The organism is Gardnerella swidsinskii (assembly GCF_003397705.1).
Classification (GTDB): Bacteria; Actinomycetota; Actinomycetes; order Actinomycetales; family Bifidobacteriaceae; genus Bifidobacterium; species Bifidobacterium swidsinskii.
The window spans coordinates 129,684-149,798 of the sequence record NZ_QJVB01000002.1 but is presented as its reverse complement, the minus strand read 5'-3'; the positions used below and the strand labels follow the sequence as shown (position 1 = coordinate 149,798).

Sequence of the window (20,115 nt, the reverse complement as noted above, 5' to 3'; positions counted from 1 at the left end):
ATGAATTGATAATCCGATAAAAATATACTCAATAATGCATACTAGTGTAGGATAATAAGTAAAAATTACATCTGTTGATATGAATAAAATTCTAGAAATTTGGTGTAAAACATTCAATTCAAATCATATTCGCAATATTTTCTATGTGGTCATGCGCACAAGGTAGTGTAGAAATAATTACGTGGTAACAAGGAGATATAGTGACTGAGCTTTTTACAGCTTCTCCTGTGATGGAACAGGCTGAAGCGTCTACATCAACTGATTCTATTTTTAATCGATTGCTAAAAGATCGCATTATTTGGTTGGGATCTGAAGTAAAAGACGAGAATGCCAATGTTATTTGCGCACAAATGTTAATGCTTGCTGCGGAAGACCCTAAGAAGGATATTTGGCTGTATATTAATTCGCCTGGAGGTTCAATTACTGCTGGTATGGCAATTTACGATACTATGCAATTAATTGAGCCAGATGTTGCGACTATTGCTGTTGGCATGGCTGCATCTATGGGTCAGTTCTTGCTTAGTTCTGGCACTCCTGGTAAGCGTTATATTACCTCGCATGCGCGTGTGCTTATGCATCAACCTTCTGGCGGTGTCGGTGGTACTGCTACAGATGTACGAATTAATGCAGAGCTTATTATGGATATGAAAAAAACGCTTTCTGAATTGACTGCAAAGCAGACTGGTCATACGGTAGAGGAAATTTACCGAGATAATGAATACGATCACTGGTTTACAGCTCAGCAAGCTTTGGAGTATGGTTTCGTAGATAAGATTGTGACCACTCCTGCTTCTATGCGCGGTGAGGAGTAATTATGGCAAGTGAAGAAGCAAAGTTTGTTGCGCGTGCCGAGCGTTTAGCTGGTTTTGGCGGTGTTACTTCTGCTCAGCGCATTACTAATCGTTACGTGTTGCCTCAGTTTGGCGAGCAAACTCCATACGGCATGAAAACTCAGGATCCTTACACTAAGCTGTTTGAAGATCGCATTATTTTCATGGGTGTGCAAGTAGATGACACTTCTGCTGATGACATTATGGCTCAGTTGCTTGTTTTAGAGAGCATGGATTCTGATCGCGATGTGATGATGTACATTAATTCACCTGGTGGTTCGATGACTGCTATGACTGCAATTTATGACACCATGCAGTACATTAATCCAGATGTTCAAACTGTTTGCTTGGGTCAGGCTGCTTCTGCTGCTGCTATTATTCTTGCTGCTGGAGCTGCTGGTAAGCGCATGATTTTACCAAATGCGCGTGTGCTTATTCATCAGCCTGCAATGGGCCAAGATTTTGGTAAAGCTACTGAAATTGAGCTTCAGGCTAAGGAAATGTTGCGTTTGCGTTCTTGGTTAGAATCAACTCTTGCAAAACATACTGGTCAAGATATTGAGCGTATTCGTAAAGATATTGAAGTTGATACTATTTTGACTGCTTCAGAAGCCAAAGCTTATGGAATGGTTGACGAAGTGCTTGAGCGTAGAGCATAATTCAATCTTTACAACTTAGCGGATATTTATCAATATTTGTATTTCTTAACAACAAACCCTGGTCGACACGCCGGGGTTTGTGTTTTAGTGCGGATAGTTGTATATTAGTTAAGTTGCCGGAAACAAGGACATGGTTCTTGAGGCTGGAAACATGCGCCAGTAGCCCAACGGATTAGAGCATCTGACTACGGATCAGAAGGTTGCAGGTTCGAATCCTGTCTGGCGCACAAATGAAACGTGAAGCTTAAGGGAATTCACTTAGGGATTTAGTTTCTAAAAAATTATCGGCGTACTCGGTATTACTACCGAGTACGCCGATTTTTGGCTTATAGGTCAAAAGGGGCTTAGGAGGTAATTCTGTACACACCTTTGTCTGCTAAGCGCATTTTTCAACAAGATAAGAATTATTTTATAAACCAATATTGTTCATGTAATAATTCAGCAATAAGTTGATTGCGATTTTTTACGTGTAGCTTTCTGCAAGCACGATTTATAAAAGTTTCAACAGTTCCTTTGGTAATGTGAAGTTGCTTGCAAATTTCATCAGCAGTAAATCCTGTAGCAAATAATTCAATTACCTCTTTTTCGCGTTTGCTAAGAGACAAATAAGTAGTTTTCATTCTGACTTGTAATCTATCGCATGCTATTTTACTGTTGTCAAAATGTATGCCATTTATATCTTTTGGCACGAATAATTCATTCTTTATATCTGTAAGTATGTCTAATAGATTTTTTGGATCATTTTTACTTACAATAGACTGCGTTCCTGCAATCGCTGCCAAATATGCATAATCTTCTACCGGCAATGAGGTAATAGCAATGATAATAATCTTAGAATAATTTTTTCTAAGATTATATATTAGATTTAAGCTAGATATGCTTGACATGTACATTTCTACCAATAGAACATCTGGTGGTGAAGAATTGCACTTTTTAAAAATATCTTTTTCAGAAGACGCACACCAAATTTTTGTTGAGAATCGTAAATTTTTATTTAAATAGGAACACAATCCATATAGTGAAAAAAAGTCATTTGTTATGATACCTATAGAAAAAAATTTCGATTCAAGCATGGCTATCCTTCTGATGCTTCGTCACATTTTCAGTTTACAGCTTAACTTGTGAAGTTTTACGATATATGTAACCATCAAATATAGTTTTTTTCCAAGATTTTATATCTTCAAAATTCCACTGTGAGAGTGAGGCTATCTGTTTAATTTTTCCTTGTATTACAGCAACAATAAGACCATTATTGTTAGAAGCAATGAGATAATAGTGTTTTGCAAGATTATCTCCAATTTCGTCTAAATCGCTTCCTGCACCAGTGAAAATAATAAGATCTAGCAATTGAATAATCCAAGAGCGTTTTTTAGTACGAATCAAACTATAAACGATTACATCGTTATTTTTATGTCCAAGTGTATTAATTATGTATTCACTTAGTAATTGTTCATCTTCTTTATAACTCATAGTGTTGCCTATTTCCTTTCTTTATTTTGCAACGACCGAATTGGTAACAAGAATTTACTGTAGGTAAATAAAGTAATATTGTTATTGTTAGAAAAATTAATGGAACCCAATCTGGTGCTTTCATAAACCACGTGCATATAACTACTGCGCTTGTTAAATATTTAACAAGCGCGCGAAGTGTACGTATTAATAAATCAGATTCTGTTATACAAGTAGTATCTATAACAAAATTAGTTAACAATAGCAATTCTAAAAATACTATATCATGTAAATTAAAATTGTCAAAAGCAAGTAAAAAGCATATTGCAATTATTGATACAATAGGTATATTAATTGCTAGTATGAGTAGTTTTCCTCTAAGCAAATGATGAGAATCTAAAGGAAATCTCGTATATGAAAATTGATGATCATCGGTAAGGAGATATAACTTTCCTTGGTTTCTTGTCATAACAATATTCGTTTGACAGATTGTGAAAATAATAAGGGGGAAAGCCGCATTTCCTAAATTAGTACCAATACTAAGCAGTATGAGAATAGATAATTGACTTAATGATGCCAAAAGTATTCTTTGTCTTTGCAAAAGCACATCTCTAAACAACATTACAGAGAATGTGCGTATCCAAGACCAATATTTTCGCGCGTTGCAACGTGTGCCAAATCTTACTTTTATTTTGTGGCCAGTATAGTAAAGTATTAAACAATAAATCAAAGCTATAAATGGCAATATCGCAGTTGTAGTATAAATGCTACTAAATAAAGTATAAGAACCTGCTATTTGAAAAACAACTAATAACAATATCGGCAACAATAATCCTATAAGCCATATTGTTCGTGCTTTAGCGGTAAGGCGAGATGAAAAAAATATTTGAGCAGGAATTATGAGCAGATTTAATAAATAGCTTACTAGAAAGCAAACAAAATATGAAAATTTTCCAAGTAAAGACAAGCTTATCGCCAGTATAGATAAACATACTATATTCGCATAGTACATATCACGAAGTACATAATGAATAATGTAAAGTATGTGAAATCTAATAGAGCCAGAATGAATATGAAAAATATCTAAATCATGCTCATTTAGAAAAACTGTATTTGTATGAACGGAAATTACTTGTATAAGATAACAATAAAACCAGAGGAAAAATATAAGCCATTCTGGATAAAACCAAGCAAATATTGTAAGTATAATTGATACGAATATACCTGTAACAAGTTCTCTCAGTATATTGTGATTGAAACGACGTATACAGGTAGATGCAAAGACAGTGTAAATATTACTCATAATTTTGCTCTTTGCTCAATGTTTGATTTTCAATCATATATGTAGTTTCAACGCAACGTTTAAGCCAATTAAAATCATGACTGACAATAATATAGTTACCTTTCCTGCGTAACAATTGCTGAATAAATCCTTCGTTTGACCAAGAATCCACAGATTCGAATGGCTCATCTATGAGTAAAAGTTCAGATGTTGAACACAAAGCTAGAAGTAAAGGTATTTTCTTTTGTGTGCCTTTTGAGCATTCGCCTAGTGGAGTATTAGTAAAAGGTTGTAATCCTAAACTTTCAATATATTCATGAACATGTTCTAATGTGAAAGAATGCATTGTTGCGCATATGTCGAGTAAATCTGTATATAAGAAATTTCGGTATTTACTCATATCGCTATCTGCATAATAAACAGATTTAGTTGTTGATATAGTTCCTGAATTAGGTGTTATATATCCTGCTATTAGACGAAGTAGTGTTGTTTTTCCTACGCCATTACGTCCAACAATACCAACATGTTTTTCTGGAATGTTTAATGTAATGTTTTCTAGTAATGGCTCTGCATTGAAGCTAAAAGTCATTTGGTTAAAGCACAACATTTGCACTCCATTCTAAGCAAGCTCCAAAAAATGTAATAATAACAATGACAAAATATATTAAGAGTAAATGTTTAAGAACACGTTTTGTTTCATTTGTTGTAATTTTGTCAATCGTGTAGTCATTAGCTAAAATTAGCAAGCGATAGCTTATATAAATAGACAGTAATAATGCAAGAACTTCAAAAATAGAATGACGAAATAGTAAAATGAATTGTTGTTGTATTGATAAATGTTGAATTGTGTATATGACACTTCCCATTACAAAAAATTGGAAAATAAAAAATATTGCATTTACTACTGGTGTTATTGCTACAAGTGAAAATAAACAAATATTATTGCAAAAAATTTTGACTAATTCGTTATTCGTTACTGTAATTTTAACAAGATTATTATTAAAAAAATAACTATTTAATGAAAGATATGAGTTTAGCATTTTTTGCATAAAAAATCCGAATATTATGAGTGCAATAGCGCAGAGAATATGCACTCGTAGAATATCTTTTATGCGCATGCTCTATCCTTTCTAATACAATAGTAAGAGTGGTCAAGTAAACATCTAAGATTGAAGCGTTGATGTCTGCTTGACCACTCTTAACTTTACAGCCAGCCTCCAACGCCGCCAACAATTGCACCAAGTGGTCCTGCAATACTTCCACTTGCTCCAAGTAGACCAGCAATATACCCTGCAGCAGCAGTAACACCAGCTTGAGCCACTTTAGTAACTATTTTTTTGGCAACCATTTTCCCTACAGATCCTGACAGCCAAGCAATCACGCCATTGGTTCCCAATTCTTTTAACTTACCTTCAACAAATTTTCCAACTAAGTATCCAGCTTCCATTTTTACACCTCCTTTCTCTCCTATAACACATATTATAACCATAAGTGTTTTTTGTTAAAATGAGTTTAATTGTATATAGAATCATTACAAAATAATATAAAGATAGAAAATCAGCATATACTGAAACTTGTGGGGTATTGCAAAATTTGAGGAGTAACAATGGAGAGATTTCATTTGTTGAAAAATCCAGTACAATTGTTCACTCTTAGCTTTTTTTATTTGATCTACTTGGTATCCGTAGTTTGTTTTAATTATACGCATGCTGCTAATACTATTTTAGTATTAGTTAATAATAAACTTTTATTTTTACTGTTACTTTTTTCTATAAATATTTTATTAACATTGCCAGCAATATGGTTGATAACAAAATTTACTGCATTTACTTACAAACTTTCCTCGATTGAGCACAGAGTTGATAAGTACTGTGTATTTTTAACTTGTTCTTCAATATTTATTATTGAGTTGTATAGTAAATTGATTTTTCTTTCATTGTATGCTTTTTTCAAATTCTCATTATTATTTATTATTCTTTTTGTTCCTGTTATAACAGTTTTTGTTGTATCGATATTAGATAAATCTTTGATTAAATGCAAAAAAATAACTGCATACATACCATTATTATTATACTTTTTAGTTGACATAGTTATTGTGTTTTTAATTGATTAGTTTCTGTTGTATACAACAATATTTTTACGTTAGTGTGTAGTTTTATTAACTCATAATATGAAAGAAAAAGTGAGTGTGTTAATATCTCAGTTTATACCTTTAAGATATACTAAAAATATTAATAAATTTTGGTATTGTGCTTCTTATGTTCTACATAATATGTATACCTATTTAAGGAGGAAATATTTACAATATGATACGACGCAGTTGGAGAATAGCTTGCAATATTGCAAATAATGAGCGAATTTCTGGATTAATTATGCTTGGTTTTGCTCTTACTGGCTTATTGCTTGCAAACATTCCTTTAACAGCGCCAATATTTGAAGCTATATCGCATACTCATGTAGGCATTCCGTGGACGAATATACATATGTCAATTGGCCATTGGGTGCAAGACGGCGTGCTTACTATTTTCTTCCTGTCAGTTGGTTTAGATTTAAAACACGAACTTATTGCTGGTTCGCTTTCTGATCCTCGTGCAGCTGCAATGCCAATGATTTGTGCTGTTGGTGGAATGATTGTGCCTCCTTTACTGTTTGTTGCTACAGTAACTGTATTTTCTGAATTGCATGCCGGGCAGGAGATTATGCGTCTTACTTCTGGCGCTTTACCTTCGCTTGATATGGTTCGTGACGGGTGGGCAATACCTACGGCAACGGATATAGCTTTCTCTCTTGCTGTTCTTGCTTTATTTGCAAAAACTTTGCCACATGCTTTGCGCGCATTTCTTATGACTCTTGCTACAGTAGACGATTTGCTTGGAATAGCACTTATTGCTGTGTTCTTCTCGTCTCTTAACGCATGGTATTGGTTTGCTGGAGTAGTTGCTTGTGGTTTGGTTTGGACTACTTTAGTGCGTTTAAAGCGTGTTCCGTGGCCGTTGGTTGTAATAGTAGGAATTATGGCATGGATTATGATGTATGAAGCTGGTGTGCATCCAACTTTAGCTGGAGTAATGGTGGGTTTGCTAACTCCGGCGCATTTAGTTCATGGTGAACAAACGCTTCGTGCTGAACGCTATCGTGAAAAAATTCAGCCTGTTTCTGCGCTGCTGGCTCTTCCAATTTTCGCTCTTTTTGCTACAGGAGTGCATTTTGAAACATTGACTTGGGAGTTGTTCTTCTCGCCAATTTTGATTGCTATCACTATTGCTCTTGTTGTTGGTAAACCTGTTGGAATTATGGTAACTGCTTGGATATCAAAGCGTGTTCTGGGCTTGAAAGTTCCTGATGGTCTTCGAGTAGTAGACTTAATGCCTACAGCATGTGCCTGTGGAATTGGTTTCACTGTTTCTCTTCTTATTGCTTCTCTTGCGTATTCTGACGCAGATTTGTCTGCTGAAGCACGTTTTGGCGTTCTTGTTGCTTCTATTATTGCTGCAGGAGTTTCTGGATTCTTACTTTCTATGCAATCAAAGCATATGGAAGAAGAATTAGATGAAGTTGAAGACTAATTTCAATTATTATTCTTAACATCTTTGCAAGTAAGTTTCTAATGGAGTAATTATGTCTAATAGTAAAGAGGATTTTTCAGTAGATGTTTCACCTTGGAATAACACGTATCATCGTGGTTCTGTTGTAATGCGCGGTTCTATGATTCCTAAGGAGAGCACTACAGAAACGCTTCTTCGTAACGATAACAATCAGCAGCTTGTTTCTGGAGTTGGTGTAGAAGTAGATAAAAGATGGGATTGGCGTAGTGCGGATCCGTGGCGTGCGCTTCGTATTCAAGCTGAGTTTGTTGATGGTTTTGACGCGCTTGCATCGTTAGGTAAAGCTGTTAGTATTTTTGGTTCTGCTCGAATAAAAGAAGATAATCCTGAGTATTCTTTAGCTCGTACTATGGGTTCAGAGCTTGCAATACGTGGTTTTGCTGTTATTACAGGTGGCGGTCCTGGAATTATGGAAGCTGCAAACCGTGGGGCTGCAGAAGCTGGTGGTACGTCTGTAGGATTGGGGATTGAGCTTCCTCATGAGCAGGGTTTGAATAAATGGATTAATCTTGGCATGCAATTTCGGTATTTTTTCGTACGCAAAACAATGTTTATGAAATATTCTTCTGGAATTATTGTGTGCCCTGGCGGTTTTGGCACAATGGATGAAATGTTTGAAGCTTTGACTTTAGTGCAAACGCATAAGGTTGCGCGCGTGCCTGTTGTTCTTTTTGGTACTTCGTACTGGAATGGTTTGATTGACTGGCTGAAGTCTACAGTAACTCAACGAGGTTTTATTTCTTCACTCGATCCGCACTTGTTTGCTGTTACAGACGACCCAATAGAGGCGGTGCGCATAGCATCTGGAATTGAATAATCTAAGAGTTTTTGCGTTCGTTTACAAGCGTTGTAAGCTGCCAAATTTCTTCGCCAATATCAATTCCGCGAGGGCATTGTCTTGAACATGCTCTAACTGACTGGCATGCGCTAATACCGTCACTGCCGTCTATTAGATCAAGGCGATGCTCTGTTGCATTGTCTCTGGAATCGTAAATAAAACGAGCCGCGTTAACCAATGCTGCAGGCCCAATAAAGGCTTCTCCGCCTGCATAAATTGGGCAAATTCCTTCGCAAGCACCGCACATAATGCAATTGCTCAAAAGCTCAAATTTTTTAAGTTCCTCAGGGTGTTGCAAAAACTCAATAAGCTGGAGTTTCCCTTCAGTATTTCTAGTAGAAACGTTAGATGCTTGCAAATAAGGTTCTAAGCGTTTTATTTGCGAAATCATAGGCGAAATATCGCAAATAAGATCTCGCTGAACTGCAAATCCTGAAAGTGGAGCAAGCTCAATAACACCAAAAGTGCCATTTTGCAAAGTGGTAGTTTCTTTAGATTTTTGCTGTAAAGTTAGCGATTTTTCCGACTGTGAGGAGCTGTTAGTAGTTCCAGTTTTTCTAAAGCCTCGAGATTGCACGCTATTTGTGCTTTCAGGACGTGCGTTTGCGCCAATAGTTGCACTGCATAGTAAGGTTGGCATGCCATTTACGTTTGCAGCGTCAGAACCGCAAACGCCGTGACCGCATGAGTAGCGGAAAGCTAAAGTTGGGTCGATTGTGCGTTTAATAGCTAGTAAACAGTCAAGAATAGTGTCAGTAGAATGAACGCGTAAACTGTAATCTTGAACCCAATGCTTACCTTGAATTCGTTTTGGAGAAGATTCGTAAGATTCGGAAGATTCACTGGATTCACTAGATTTTGAAGAATTATTTATGTTATTTTCTGAAGAATCTAGTTTTGCGAAAGGATTACTGCGCTTTCTACGTGCAAAAGGACTTTCTCTGCGCTTGCGCTCTGTCTGTTTACTGTTTGAATCATCCTCAGATTTATTACATGGAGTAAAGCGTGAAATACGCAAAGTAACAAGCGCAGTGTTATCACCAAGCTCATTACTCATTGCAAACCTCCAATACGTACTGTTCTAGTTTGCCACAATACTTGCACAGAAACATTTTTAGTACTTGGCGCATCCTCACGTTAGGCTTGAACTATGACTGACGCTTTATTTTTGCTTGATACTAATCACGATAATGCTCCTGTGCTTGCAGCAGGAATCGAAGAAGGGTGGACGATTGCGCTTCCATCTCAAGTAAAACGTCACGCTATATCCGCCATGCGGTTATCAGAAGGTGATGCTTTGCAACTTTCTGACGGCAAAGGCTTGCGCATTCACGCAAAGGTGACGGATGTAGAAAACGGCTTAGTTCGTGTAGAAGCGTTTACTAGGGAAGCTCCGCGAACGACTAGACTTGCGCTTGTTCAAGCTTTGGCAAAAACAGGGCACGATGAGCAAGCAATTGATATGGCTACGCAAATTGGCGTGGATGAAGTAATCCCTTGGTGTGCGGATCGTTCAATTGCAAAGTGGAAACCTGGTCGCGCAGATAAGCGTTGGAGCCAAGTTTTACAGTCTGCTACAGAGCAATCGCGCCGAGCATGGATGCCTGAACTTCAAGAATGTGTTTCAAGCAAGCAAATAGTTGCAATATGTAGGCGTGCGTGCGTTTACGGAAATCTCGTAATTGTATTGCATCAAGACGCAACTGATTGCTGGAATCAAATAGAGCAAGCAGTAAATACTCTTAGCGAGCGCTGTTTGGAGGATGGTAAAGAGCGCACTGTTTACGTTTTAGTTGGGCCAGAAGGTGGTATTAGTGATGACGAAGTGTCAATGTTTATTGATGCTGGTGCTAAAAGCTGTGTTTTAGGTAGCAATATTCTTCGCGCATCTACTGCAGGTCCTGTAGCTCTTTCTCTTCTTTCGCGCGCTTTAGGACGTTACGAATAATCGCATAAATTGTATCTAAAAGTGCTCATAATTGTGTAAAATAGTAAGAAGCATGTCGATCGCTTTTTGGCTTTTGGCGTTGATTTCATTTAGTAGCAAATAGGGGAGAAACCATGAGTGATATCACTTACAATACTGATGCTGATTGCATTTTTTGTAAAATTGTTGCTGGAGAAATACCGAGCAGCAGAGTTTATGAAGACGATTCGGTAGTTGCTTTTAAAGATATTAATCCGCAAGCAAAAGTGCATGTGCTGATTGTGCCGCGCAATCACTATAAGAATGTTGCTGAGCTTGCTAGTAAGGCTCCTGAAACTTTGGCTCATATTGCTGGTGTTGCGCAAAAAATTGCTGATGATGAATTCAACGGTGATTATCGACTCGTATTTAATACTGGTATTGATGCTGGTCAAACAGTGTTTCATGTTCATGCTCACGTATTGACTGGCGAAAAACTTGTAGAAGGTAGCTTGTAAACCGTGACGAAAAGTACTACGCGTTTTGTGCAAATTCCTAGCGAATTAAGCTCGGTTGCAGTTTTAGGTGCTGCAGATGCTGGTTTGCGTGAAGTAGAACATGCTTTTCCAGAAGCAGATATTACTGTGCGAGGCAAAGATGTTCAAATTGTTGCTCGTTCAGCTAGAGCAGATGAAGATGCAGCTAAAGCTGAGTATGCGTTTAGGCGCATGATTGATGCAGCTTACGAGCAACCTATGGATGCGTACGAAGTAAGACGCATGCTTGAGCGTGATATTTTGCATAACGATGAACACAATGTGCGTATAAACCGTATCGGTCATGATGGTGGAGTGCTTGGGAATAGTATTATTTCTTCGTCGTATGCAATTAGTAATTCTGTTTCGCGCGCTGAAAATGAGTTTTCAAGAGATTCAAGTGAGCTGTTGCCTTCTAGCGAAGAAGCGCATCGCCGTGCTATGAGCAGAAGAGCTCGAATGAGTAAAGGCGTGATTACGTTTGCTGGAGGAAATCCTGTTCGCGCAAAAACTGCTGGACAAACAGCGTACGTGCAAGCAATGGATTGCAATATTGTAACGTTTGGAATTGGTCCTGCTGGCACTGGAAAAACGTATTTAGCAGTTGCTAAAGCTGTTCGTGCATTGGAAGATGGAAGAGTCCGCAGAATTGTTCTTACTCGTCCTGCTGTTGAAGCTGGCGAAAACTTAGGATTCTTGCCTGGTACTTTAAACGATAAGGTTGATCCATATTTGCGTCCACTCTATGATGCACTTTCTGATATGCTTGGATCTGCACAATTAAAACGCTATCTTGACGAGAATGTTGTTGAAGTTGCTCCTCTTGCTTATATGCGAGGGCGCACATTAAACGATGCTTTTGTTATTCTTGATGAAGCGCAAAATGCGACTGTTCAGCAATTAAAAATGTTCCTGACTCGACTCGGTTTTAATACAACCATGGTGATTACAGGAGATAGCACGCAGGTTGATTTAGCAGTTGTGCGTTCTGGTCTTGTTTCTATTGAGAAGATTTTGGGCGAAGTTAAAGATATTGCTTTTGTGCATTTGCAAGCAGAAGACGTTGTGCGTCATGCTTTGGTTGGTCGTATTGTGGAAGCATACGAAAATTACGATGCAATGCTTGAACATAAAAAACGTGAACGTACTAAAGAATCTACTGAGAGGAATAACAGATAAATCATGAGCATTGAAGTCATGAATGAAACAGTGTGGAATATTGACGCTAAAATCTTCTCAGATCTTGGAATGTGGGTTCTTCAACAAATGAAAGTAAGTACGCATTCGGATTTATCGATTACTTTTGTTGATCCAGAGCCAATTGCCTGTTTGCATGAACGTTGGATGAACCTAGAAGGCCCAACGGATGTTATGAGTTTTCCAATGGACGAGCTTACTCCTGGAAGCGATGAAAAAGTTTCTGAAGGAATGCTTGGAGACTTGGTGATTTGCCCGTGGGTTGCTCAACAGCAGGCGCTCGCAGCTGGGCACAGTACTATGGAAGAAATGTTGTTGCTAACTATTCACGGTATTTTGCATTTGCTTGGCTATGATCACACTACTCCGGAAGAAGAAAAGCAAATGTTTGGTTTGCAACGTCAACTAATGCTTACTTTTTTCGCTGCTCGATCTGGAGAATTGTATGATGCTACGTTGCCGGAAGGTGCAATAAACGAGCTTGAGCGTTACGATGCTGAGCATGAAGCGAGTAGCGTCAAAAATAAAAATAAAAATAAAAAACAGCATTAAAGCGCATTAAGAGCATAATTATGGAATATATTAAACGAATATTTTCTAGCATATCAGTTCCGCAATTGCCGTTGCATGTCTGGATTGGTTTAGCCGCATTGCTTGTGCTGGCAATGCTGCTTGTATGGCTTTCGCTTGCGATGGCTGCTGCAGAAGGTGCAGTGCCTAGAGTTACTCGTGCAAGCTTAAATAATCTTATGATTGAAGCGCAAACGCATGATGATGAAACTAGTGCCATAGTGCGTATGCGTCGAATTGCTAGAATCCATCGTGTAAAAAAACTGATTGCTGACCGTTATACAACTTCTGGAGCATGCGCTTTTGTGCGTGTGCTATGTAACGTTTTAGATGGAGTTTTGTTTGCTTCTTTAGCTGCATTTTTCGGCTCGCCTTTATGGGTAACTCTTATTATTGGTGTTGTTGTTTCAGTAGTTGTAGCTGTGATTTCTATTCTTGTTCGCCCACGTTCGGTTGGTGCGGCTCAACCTGTAGCAAAGTTGATGCGGCTTTCTCGCATTGTGTCTATTGCTATTGCGATTAATCCTTTAGTGCATATTGCTAGCGATGTTGACGTCACTTCTAGGAAAAAGCATGTTGATCCGTCAGATGATGAAGCTTTGGAAGATATTCAGCTGGATCAAGCAAAGGCTAGTATTGACCGACTTGTTGAAGCGAATGATTTCGATCCGGAAGTTTCGGAAATGATGCGCAATGTGCTCACGCTTTCAGATACTTTGACTCGCGAAATAATGGTACCTAGAACCGATATGATTTGCGTAAAAAGCGACGAAACGCTGGAAAATTTCCTTAAATTATGCTCTCGCTCAGGATTTTCTCGAGTTCCCGTCATTGGAGATTCTGTAGATGATTTAGTAGGTGTTGCTTATTTGAAGGATGCTGTACGCGCTACTGTGTTTAATCCTGCAGCATCTTCTAGAGCAGTTGAAACAATTAGCCGAGACCCTATGCTTGTTCCTGAGTCGAAGCCGGTTGACGATTTATTCCACGAAATGCAGCGAATTCGCCAGCATGTGGCAGTAGTGGTTGACGAATATGGTGGAATTGCTGGTTTGGTTACTATTGAGGATGCTATTGAGCAAATTGTTGGCGAGTTGGAAGATGAGCACGATCGCACTCAGCATGCAGATCCGGAAGAAATACGTGACGGCGTGTGGAAGATGCCTGCTCGAACGTCAATCGCAGATTTGGAAGATATTTTTGAAGTTCATATTGACGAAGACGATGTGGATACTGTGTTTGGTTTGCTTACGAAGTTGATTGGTAATGTGCCGATTGTTGGTTCCAGTGCTATTACAAGAGGACTAAAATTAACTGCTGTAGATTCAGCTGGTAGGCGAAAGAAAGTATCTACTATTTTAGTAGAACGAGATGCGCAAGTTTTGGAAGAGTCTAAGGATAATCAAAATGACATTAGCTCTTCCGAAAAATCTGCTGAAAGCAAACAAACCAATGCTTTGAAGCAAGCTAGTACTATGAAACAAACGAATATGCTGAAATAAAGAACTGGACGGTAAGAATAACGTGAATAATATTAACAACTTTGACGATACTGATGACTTCGATGACACTGATGACTTTGACGACGAGATGTTTGCAAATCTAGACGCTTCAACTTGCGCAACGATTTCTACTCCTGATTTTCACGGTTATCGTTCCGGTTTCGTAGCTGTAGTTGGTAGACCAAACGTTGGTAAGTCTACGCTTATGAATGCTCTTATTGGTACGCAAATTGCTATTGCGTCTTCTCGTCCGGAAACTACGCGTAAGGCTATTCGAGGGATTGTTACTACCGATAATGCACAAATGGTGTTGGTTGATACTCCTGGTATTCACCGTCCTCGTACGCTTCTTGGTCAGCGTTTGAACGATATTGTTGACGAGTCGCTTGCAGATGTTGACGCGATTGCATTTTTGCTCCCAGCAGACCAGGAAATAGGACCAGGAGATAGGCGAATTTTAAGCCGTCTTCGCTCTGATTTTGCTAAAAAAGATGAGAAGGGCAATTGGACTTGGAAAGTTCCGCTTATCGGTATTGTTACGAAAATCGATACGCTTAGTCGCAGTGAGTTAGTTACGCATTTGCTTCAAATTCAGCAGTTTGCTGATTTTACGGATATTGTGCCTGTGAGTGCGTTGGAACGTGACAATGTTGACGAAGTTAAGAATGTTTTGATTCAAAACTTGCCGGAAGGTCCGCAAATGTATCCGGCGGATCAGCTTAGTGAGGAAAGCACAGAAAGCATGATTTCGGAGCTTATTCGCGGCGCATTTTTGGAAGAGTTGGACGACGAGTTGCCTCATTCTTTAGCTGTTGTAGTTGACGATATTGTGTATCCGGGGGATGGCGAAGATACTCAATACGAAGACAACAAAGCGCATGTGCTTGTATCTGTTTATGTTGAGCGTGATTCTCAAAAGCCGATTATTATTGGTCATCGTGCGGAGCATTTAGTGCGCGTAAAGAAGCGTTTGCGCACGGCGGTAAATCGTATTACTGGAACAAAAGCTGTGCTTGAATTGCACGTGAAAGTTGCAAAAGGATGGCAGAGCGACCCTAAGAAGCTTGAGCGTTTAGGGTTCTAGTAGAGCATATTTTGCTTATTTCGATATTATTGGACAATTACTTAATTTTATTGTGCCTTAAGCCTAATGTGTTTGCACAAAATTGTCGTAAATTAATGCAAAACCGCGGCGAGCAAGTTGAATAAAACAAGTTAAGCCGCGGTTTTGCGATATGCACTTAGTTAAGTTAATTTAAACAAACTACTTTTTGCGCGTCGTATACATTTGTGTATTAAGTAAAGTAGTGTAACGCTTAATAACTCGTGGACGAATAATCTTCATAGACGCAGTCATTAAGCCGTTTTCTTGCGTAAACTCTTCTGGCAAAATAATGAACTTTCGCACAGATTCTGCGCGTGACACGCCTTCATTGGCAAGATCTATAAATTTTTGCACTTCAGCACGAACAACAGCATTATTAGCAGCCTCTTCCATGCTCATAGTGGCGTCAAGACCCTTGAGTTTAAGCCAATTTCGTAAAGTTTCTTCGTCTAAAGTAACAAGTGCAGAAATAAACGGACGCTTATCTCCAAGAACGAGAGCTTGAGACACAAGTTCGCATCTCTTAATCATCTCTTCAATAGGTCCAGGAGCAACATTCTTACCGCCAGCAGTAATAATCAAATCCTTCTTACGTCCGGTAATATAAAGCATGCCATCGTCGTCAATTCGTCCCAAATCGCCTGTTGCATACCATCCGTCTTTAGTAAATGAAGTTTCTGTTGCTTCATCGTTTTTGTGATACTTATGGAATACGCAAGTGCCTTTAATTTGAACTTCGCCGTCGGATGCGATTCGCAAAGTAAAAGCTGGGAATGCGATGCCAACAGAACCTTCTCGGAATGGAACTCCAATAGGAGTAAACGCGCATGGTGCAGTAGTTTCTGTAAGACCATAACCTTCGTAGACAGGAACTCCTGCTCCGCGGAAGAATGAAAGCAATTCAGGATCTAGAGGAGCTCCACCTGCAACAATCCAGCGTGCGCGACCGCCAAGAGCTTGACGAAGTGGACGATAAACAAGCGGATCGTAAGCAGTGCGGCGAGCTTTAGTAAGAGCTTTAGCATCACCAAATTCCTGAACTTCCTTCATATACTGTTGAGCCGTCACAACAGCACCCTGGAAAGCCAAGCCTTTAGCACCGTGACCAGCCTTCTGCGAAGCTGCGTTATAAACCTTCTCAAGAACTCGAGGGACAACGATCATAACCGTAGGTTTTGCAACTTGCAAATCAGAAATCAAAGTAGGAATACCTTGAGCAATATAAATGCGCAACGTACTTGCAACAACAATATAGTTAATTGCTCTTGCAAAAGAGTGTGCTTGAGGAAGGAACAAAAGCACAGAACCGTCTTTTTCGCTAAGCAAATTTGGCAAGTAAACAGGCAAATTCAACGCTGTAGTGCAATAGTGTTCGTGAGTCATTTCCACGCCTTTAGGTGCAGCTGTGGAACCAGAAGTGTAAACAATAGAGCACAAGTCTGTTTTCTTTACAGAATCAATGCGAGCATCTAGTTCCTCATCGCTAACAGCGTATCCGAAAGCTTGAAGTTCTGCTAAACCGCCTGTTTCAATGCAAATAATGCGTTCCAAGCTTGGGCATTCTTCAATAGCTCCATCAGCTTTATCTCGCATGTCAGTTGTTTCAACAATAAGGAAACGCGAGTCGGAATTATTCACAATATTGCGAATTTGCTCAGCTGAATCCGTGTCATAAATAGTTGCAAGAACACCACCACAAGCCATAACTGCTGCGTCGGTGACGTCCCACTCATATGATGTTTTGCACATAAGGGCAACGGCGTCGCCTTTGCGCAATCCGTAGTGCATCAAACCTTTTGCAGCATCGCGTACTTCTTGAAGGAACTGATTAGCTGTTTTTGTGACCCACTTATCGTTTTCTTTATAAGTGTAAAGCGGATCGTCACCCATACGTGCTGCGCGATCTGCATATAAGTCATAAATGCTTGTGCCTTCGTCAAGAGGTGCTGCGCTTTCGGTTTTTGTGGTCAGCAAGCCTGTTTCCGGATCGATAAACGTCGTTGTTGGCATTTGCGCGCCCCACTCTTCTACGTGTGGAAGGCGTTGCTTTTGTGAAAGTAAAGTATTTGTGTTTTCTTGATCCGTATTAAGGTAGTCTGGTTCGCCTGCACGGTCATCGCTGACTGGGTGCGCGAAGTTACTGCCAATACGCAATGCTTTACGGGCAAGATTAAACGCTTGCTGTTGGAGTGCATTAAAAACGGACACATTTGCTCCTTCATTATGCCAAACGGCTTGCGGATTAAGCGCACATCATAGTATCATGCTATGCACTTGCATACTATTAACTATAATAATCGTTCGTATGCTCAAGTAGCAGTTATATTCGATTTGATTAGTAATAATTTTGTATTTGCCATAAGTCGTAGCCTGTCGTTAGAATAGCAAAGTTGCTTTGGCGAGGGAATATGCCGCTAGCTTTGTGGCAGAGTTCCGTTATCGACTGGGCTGATAGCCTCTTATGGTTTTCGGCGCGTCGGTGCGCCTGAAGCTGGATTAACAAACTAAACTATCCAGACCATAAGGAGACCGATATGGCTACAAAAATTACTCTTGAAGGCGAATTGCGCACTGAGTTTGGTAAGGGTGTTGCTCGTCGTTTGCGCGTAGCTAAGCTGATTCCAGCAAGCCTTTATGCTGGCGGTGCTGAACCAGTGCATGTTACTCTTCCAATGCGCGAAACCACTTTGGCTTTGCGTCACGCTAATGCTTTGTTCACTATTAAGTTTGGCAAGGAATCTCGCATTGCAGTTGTTAAGGATGTTCAGCGTAACCCTGTTAAGCGCATTGTAGAACACATTGACTTCTACGAAGTTAAGGCTGGCGAAAAGATTGACGTTGAAGTTCCAGTCTTCGTTGAAGGCACTCCAAAGGGTGCTGCAGTTGCATTCGTGGATGTCCAGGAGCTCAAGGTTCGCGCAGACGTTGCTAACTTGCCAGAGCGTTTGGTTGTTAACGTTGATGGTTTGACCGACGGCATCAAGGTGTTTGCTAAGGATGTCAAGCTTCCTGAGGGTGTTGAGCTCGATATGGATGGCGAAGAATCCGTTGTGAGCGTCACTGTTCCTGAAGATGCTGCTACAGCCGAAGCTGCTGCTCCTGCTGCAGATGCTGCTGCCGCCGCTCCAGCTGCTGCTCCTGCTGCAGAAGAAAAGTAAGTTAACGTATTCACTTATAACTTATAAAATAGTTTAAAATTTTAAGCCGCATAAGTCAGTTCTTATGCGGCTTTTTGTATAAATCAATGAATTTGCTAAATAAATTTTAGTTTAAAGCGTATTTCTTGAAATATTTTTTGAAAAATTTTGGCGTGTAAGTTTTGCGAAAAACAAGAATCGTATTATTCTATACGTTAATTGCGGTAAAAGGCAAGTAGAAATAATCCACATAGAAAAGAGACATAATGGCTGATTTAGAAGTAGCTCCAGAGTTTTCTGACGCTTATGAGTCTTATGATCATAGCGATACAACTCTGTTGAACAAATTGGCTGGCAACTTTGAAGTTCTGCCGAATGATAATCCAGTTTCGGACGCAAAGCGCAACGAACTTATTGATAAGCCTGCTTTCGGTCAGATTTTCTCCGACAATATGGTTCATATGTCTTGGACTAAAGGCGAAGGATGGTCTGATCGTCGTGTAGAGCCTTATGGTCCATTGAAAATGGATCCAGGTGCATCTGTGTTGCACTATGCTCAGGAGTGCTTTGAAGGTTTGAAGGCTTATAAGCGCGCCGACGGCTCTATTTGGCTTTTCCGCCCAGATATTAATGCTGCTCGTTTCCAAAATTCTGCTAAGCGTTTGTATTTGCCGGAACTCTCTATTGATGATTTTATTGGATCGGTTGCAGCCTTGGTAAAGCGAGATAAGCAATGGGTTCCGAGCCGTCGAGAGTATACGCTTTACATGCGTCCATTCATGTTTGCTTCCGAGCCGTTCCTCGGTGTGCGCGAAGCTCACGAAGTTGAATACTGTGTTATCGCTTCTCCATCCGGCCCATACTTCAAGGGTGGTTTGAAGCCTGTTAGCATTTGGGTTGAAGATCAGTGGTTCCGTACTGGTCCTGGTGGTACTGGTTTTGCTAAGTGCGGTGGAAATTACGCTGCTTCCTTGCTTGGTGAATACAAGGGTATTGAGCACGGTTGCGAGCAGGTGTGCTTCGTCGATGCTGCAACTAAGACTTATTTGGAAGAGCTTGGTGGCATGAATATGTTCGCACTCCACAAGGATGGCCATTTGGAAACTCCATCTCTTACTGGCAGTATTCTTCCTGGCGTTACGCGTCGTTCTTTGATTCAGCTTGCTGAGGAAGCAGGACATAAGGTTGTTGAAACCATGATTCCTCTTCAAGGGTTGCTTGACGACATTCGTTCTGGCGAGGTTACTGAAGTCTTTGCTTGCGGTACTGCTGCAATCATTACGCCAATTGGTCGCTTTAAGTCCGATGAATTCGATCTTAAGGTTGCCGATGGTGGTGTTGGTGAGTTGACTCAGGCTTTGCGCGATGAGTTACTTGGCATTCAACTCGGTGATGTCGAAGATAAGCATAACTGGATGTGGAAAGTTTGCGACTGATTTATATAAGTTAGTTAATATTATCTAATCTAATGTTGCTTATGGCGCGTTGTACTCTATATT

Annotated in this window: 19 protein-coding genes, 1 tRNA gene and 1 pseudogene; 13 read left to right on the top strand and 8 right to left on the bottom strand. The window is 39.7% G+C overall.

Features of this window, described 5'->3' with window-relative positions; genetic code table 11:
• Nucleotides 1–200: 200 nt before the first annotated feature.
• The 3 genes from D0T18_RS02965 (at nt 201) to D0T18_RS02955 (ending at nt 1,716) form a co-directional block, all read left to right on the top strand.
• Nucleotides 201–812: an ATP-dependent Clp protease proteolytic subunit gene (locus tag D0T18_RS02965; RefSeq protein WP_004108703.1), complete on the top strand. Its 612-nt coding sequence runs from the start codon at nt 201–203 to the stop codon at nt 810–812.
• Nucleotides 813–814: 2 nt separating this feature from the next.
• Nucleotides 815–1,489 (top strand): ATP-dependent Clp protease proteolytic subunit, encoded by a 675-nt coding sequence (locus D0T18_RS02960; RefSeq protein WP_004108705.1) that lies wholly within the window; start codon nt 815–817, stop codon nt 1,487–1,489.
• A gap of 153 nt (nt 1,490–1,642) precedes the next feature.
• A tRNA-Arg gene (locus D0T18_RS02955) sits at nt 1,643–1,716 on the top strand.
• A 177-nt stretch (nt 1,717–1,893) separates the two neighbouring features.
• Here D0T18_RS02955 and D0T18_RS02950 read toward each other — a convergent pair.
• The 6 genes from D0T18_RS02950 to D0T18_RS02925 form a co-directional block, all read right to left on the bottom strand.
• Entirely contained in the window at nt 1,894–2,562 is a 669-nt protein-coding gene (locus tag D0T18_RS02950; RefSeq protein ID WP_033888447.1) for a response regulator transcription factor, read from the bottom strand.
• A 34-nt stretch (nt 2,563–2,596) separates the two neighbouring features.
• Entirely contained in the window at nt 2,597–2,959 is a 363-nt protein-coding gene (locus D0T18_RS02945; RefSeq protein WP_116440449.1) for a hypothetical protein, read from the bottom strand.
• The gene (locus D0T18_RS02940) at nt 2,949–4,241 is read right to left on the bottom strand and encodes a hypothetical protein (protein ID WP_116440448.1); all 1,293 of its coding nucleotides are present in this window, start codon (nt 4,239–4,241) and stop codon (nt 2,949–2,951) included. The genes D0T18_RS02945 and D0T18_RS02940 overlap by 11 nt, the downstream gene beginning before the upstream one ends.
• On the bottom strand, nt 4,234–4,827 hold the full coding sequence (locus D0T18_RS02935; protein WP_033888446.1) for an ATP-binding cassette domain-containing protein: 594 nt from the start codon (nt 4,825–4,827) through the stop codon (nt 4,234–4,236). The genes D0T18_RS02940 and D0T18_RS02935 overlap by 8 nt, the downstream gene beginning before the upstream one ends.
• Nucleotides 4,814–5,338: a hypothetical protein gene (locus D0T18_RS02930; RefSeq protein WP_033888445.1), complete on the bottom strand. Its 525-nt coding sequence runs from the start codon at nt 5,336–5,338 to the stop codon at nt 4,814–4,816. Before D0T18_RS02930 ends, D0T18_RS02935 begins: the two co-directional genes overlap by 14 nt.
• 86 nt (nt 5,339–5,424) lie before the next feature.
• The gene (locus D0T18_RS02925) at nt 5,425–5,667 is read right to left on the bottom strand and encodes a hypothetical protein (RefSeq protein WP_004108718.1); all 243 of its coding nucleotides are present in this window, start codon (nt 5,665–5,667) and stop codon (nt 5,425–5,427) included.
• Between the two features lie 859 nt (nt 5,668–6,526).
• Here D0T18_RS02925 and D0T18_RS02915 point away from each other — a divergent pair.
• Nucleotides 6,527–7,765 (top strand): annotated as a pseudogene (locus tag D0T18_RS02915) (Na+/H+ antiporter NhaA); the annotation flags it as partial.
• A gap of 73 nt (nt 7,766–7,838) precedes the next feature.
• Nucleotides 7,839–8,642, top strand: a complete 804-nt coding sequence (locus D0T18_RS02910; protein ID WP_116431655.1) for an LOG family protein — start codon at nt 7,839–7,841, stop codon at nt 8,640–8,642.
• A gap of 1 nt (nt 8,643) precedes the next feature.
• Here D0T18_RS02910 and D0T18_RS02905 read toward each other — a convergent pair whose 3' ends face one another.
• A complete protein-coding gene (locus tag D0T18_RS02905; protein WP_116431656.1) occupies nt 8,644–9,720 on the bottom strand; it encodes a succinate dehydrogenase/fumarate reductase iron-sulfur subunit in 1,077 nt (358 codons plus the stop codon).
• 93 nt (nt 9,721–9,813) lie between these two features.
• On the opposite strand from D0T18_RS02905, the gene D0T18_RS02900 reads away from it, so the two are divergent.
• From D0T18_RS02900 to era, 6 genes are all read left to right on the top strand, one after another.
• A complete protein-coding gene (locus tag D0T18_RS02900; protein ID WP_116431657.1) occupies nt 9,814–10,611 on the top strand; it encodes a 16S rRNA (uracil(1498)-N(3))-methyltransferase in 798 nt (265 codons plus the stop codon).
• A 113-nt stretch (nt 10,612–10,724) separates the two neighbouring features.
• Nucleotides 10,725–11,087: a histidine triad nucleotide-binding protein gene (locus D0T18_RS02895; RefSeq protein WP_004106318.1), complete on the top strand. Its 363-nt coding sequence runs from the start codon at nt 10,725–10,727 to the stop codon at nt 11,085–11,087.
• A gap of 3 nt (nt 11,088–11,090) precedes the next feature.
• Nucleotides 11,091–12,284 (top strand): PhoH family protein, encoded by a 1,194-nt coding sequence (locus tag D0T18_RS02890; RefSeq protein WP_076002904.1) that lies wholly within the window; start codon nt 11,091–11,093, stop codon nt 12,282–12,284.
• Between the two features lie 3 nt (nt 12,285–12,287).
• Nucleotides 12,288–12,854, top strand: a complete 567-nt coding sequence (gene ybeY / locus D0T18_RS02885) for an rRNA maturation RNase YbeY (protein WP_004108739.1) — start codon at nt 12,288–12,290, stop codon at nt 12,852–12,854.
• A gap of 20 nt (nt 12,855–12,874) precedes the next feature.
• A complete protein-coding gene (locus D0T18_RS02880) occupies nt 12,875–14,374 on the top strand; it encodes a hemolysin family protein (protein WP_004108742.1) in 1,500 nt (499 codons plus the stop codon).
• 22 nt (nt 14,375–14,396) lie between these two features.
• The gene (gene era, locus D0T18_RS02875) at nt 14,397–15,458 is read left to right on the top strand and encodes a GTPase Era (RefSeq protein ID WP_004108744.1); all 1,062 of its coding nucleotides are present in this window, start codon (nt 14,397–14,399) and stop codon (nt 15,456–15,458) included.
• 180 nt (nt 15,459–15,638) lie between these two features.
• On the opposite strand, the gene D0T18_RS02870 is transcribed toward era, so the two are convergent.
• Entirely contained in the window at nt 15,639–17,687 is a 2,049-nt protein-coding gene (locus tag D0T18_RS02870) for an AMP-dependent synthetase/ligase (protein WP_012914232.1), read from the bottom strand.
• A 326-nt stretch (nt 17,688–18,013) separates the two neighbouring features.
• Between D0T18_RS02870 and D0T18_RS02865 the strand changes: the two genes are divergently transcribed.
• Together D0T18_RS02865 and D0T18_RS02860 are read left to right on the top strand one after the other, a co-directional pair.
• Entirely contained in the window at nt 18,014–18,637 is a 624-nt protein-coding gene (locus D0T18_RS02865; protein WP_012914231.1) for a 50S ribosomal protein L25/general stress protein Ctc, read from the top strand.
• Nucleotides 18,638–18,882: 245 nt separating this feature from the next.
• The gene (locus tag D0T18_RS02860; RefSeq protein WP_004108753.1) at nt 18,883–20,052 is read left to right on the top strand and encodes a branched-chain amino acid aminotransferase; all 1,170 of its coding nucleotides are present in this window, start codon (nt 18,883–18,885) and stop codon (nt 20,050–20,052) included.
• Nucleotides 20,053–20,115 lie beyond the last annotated feature (63 nt).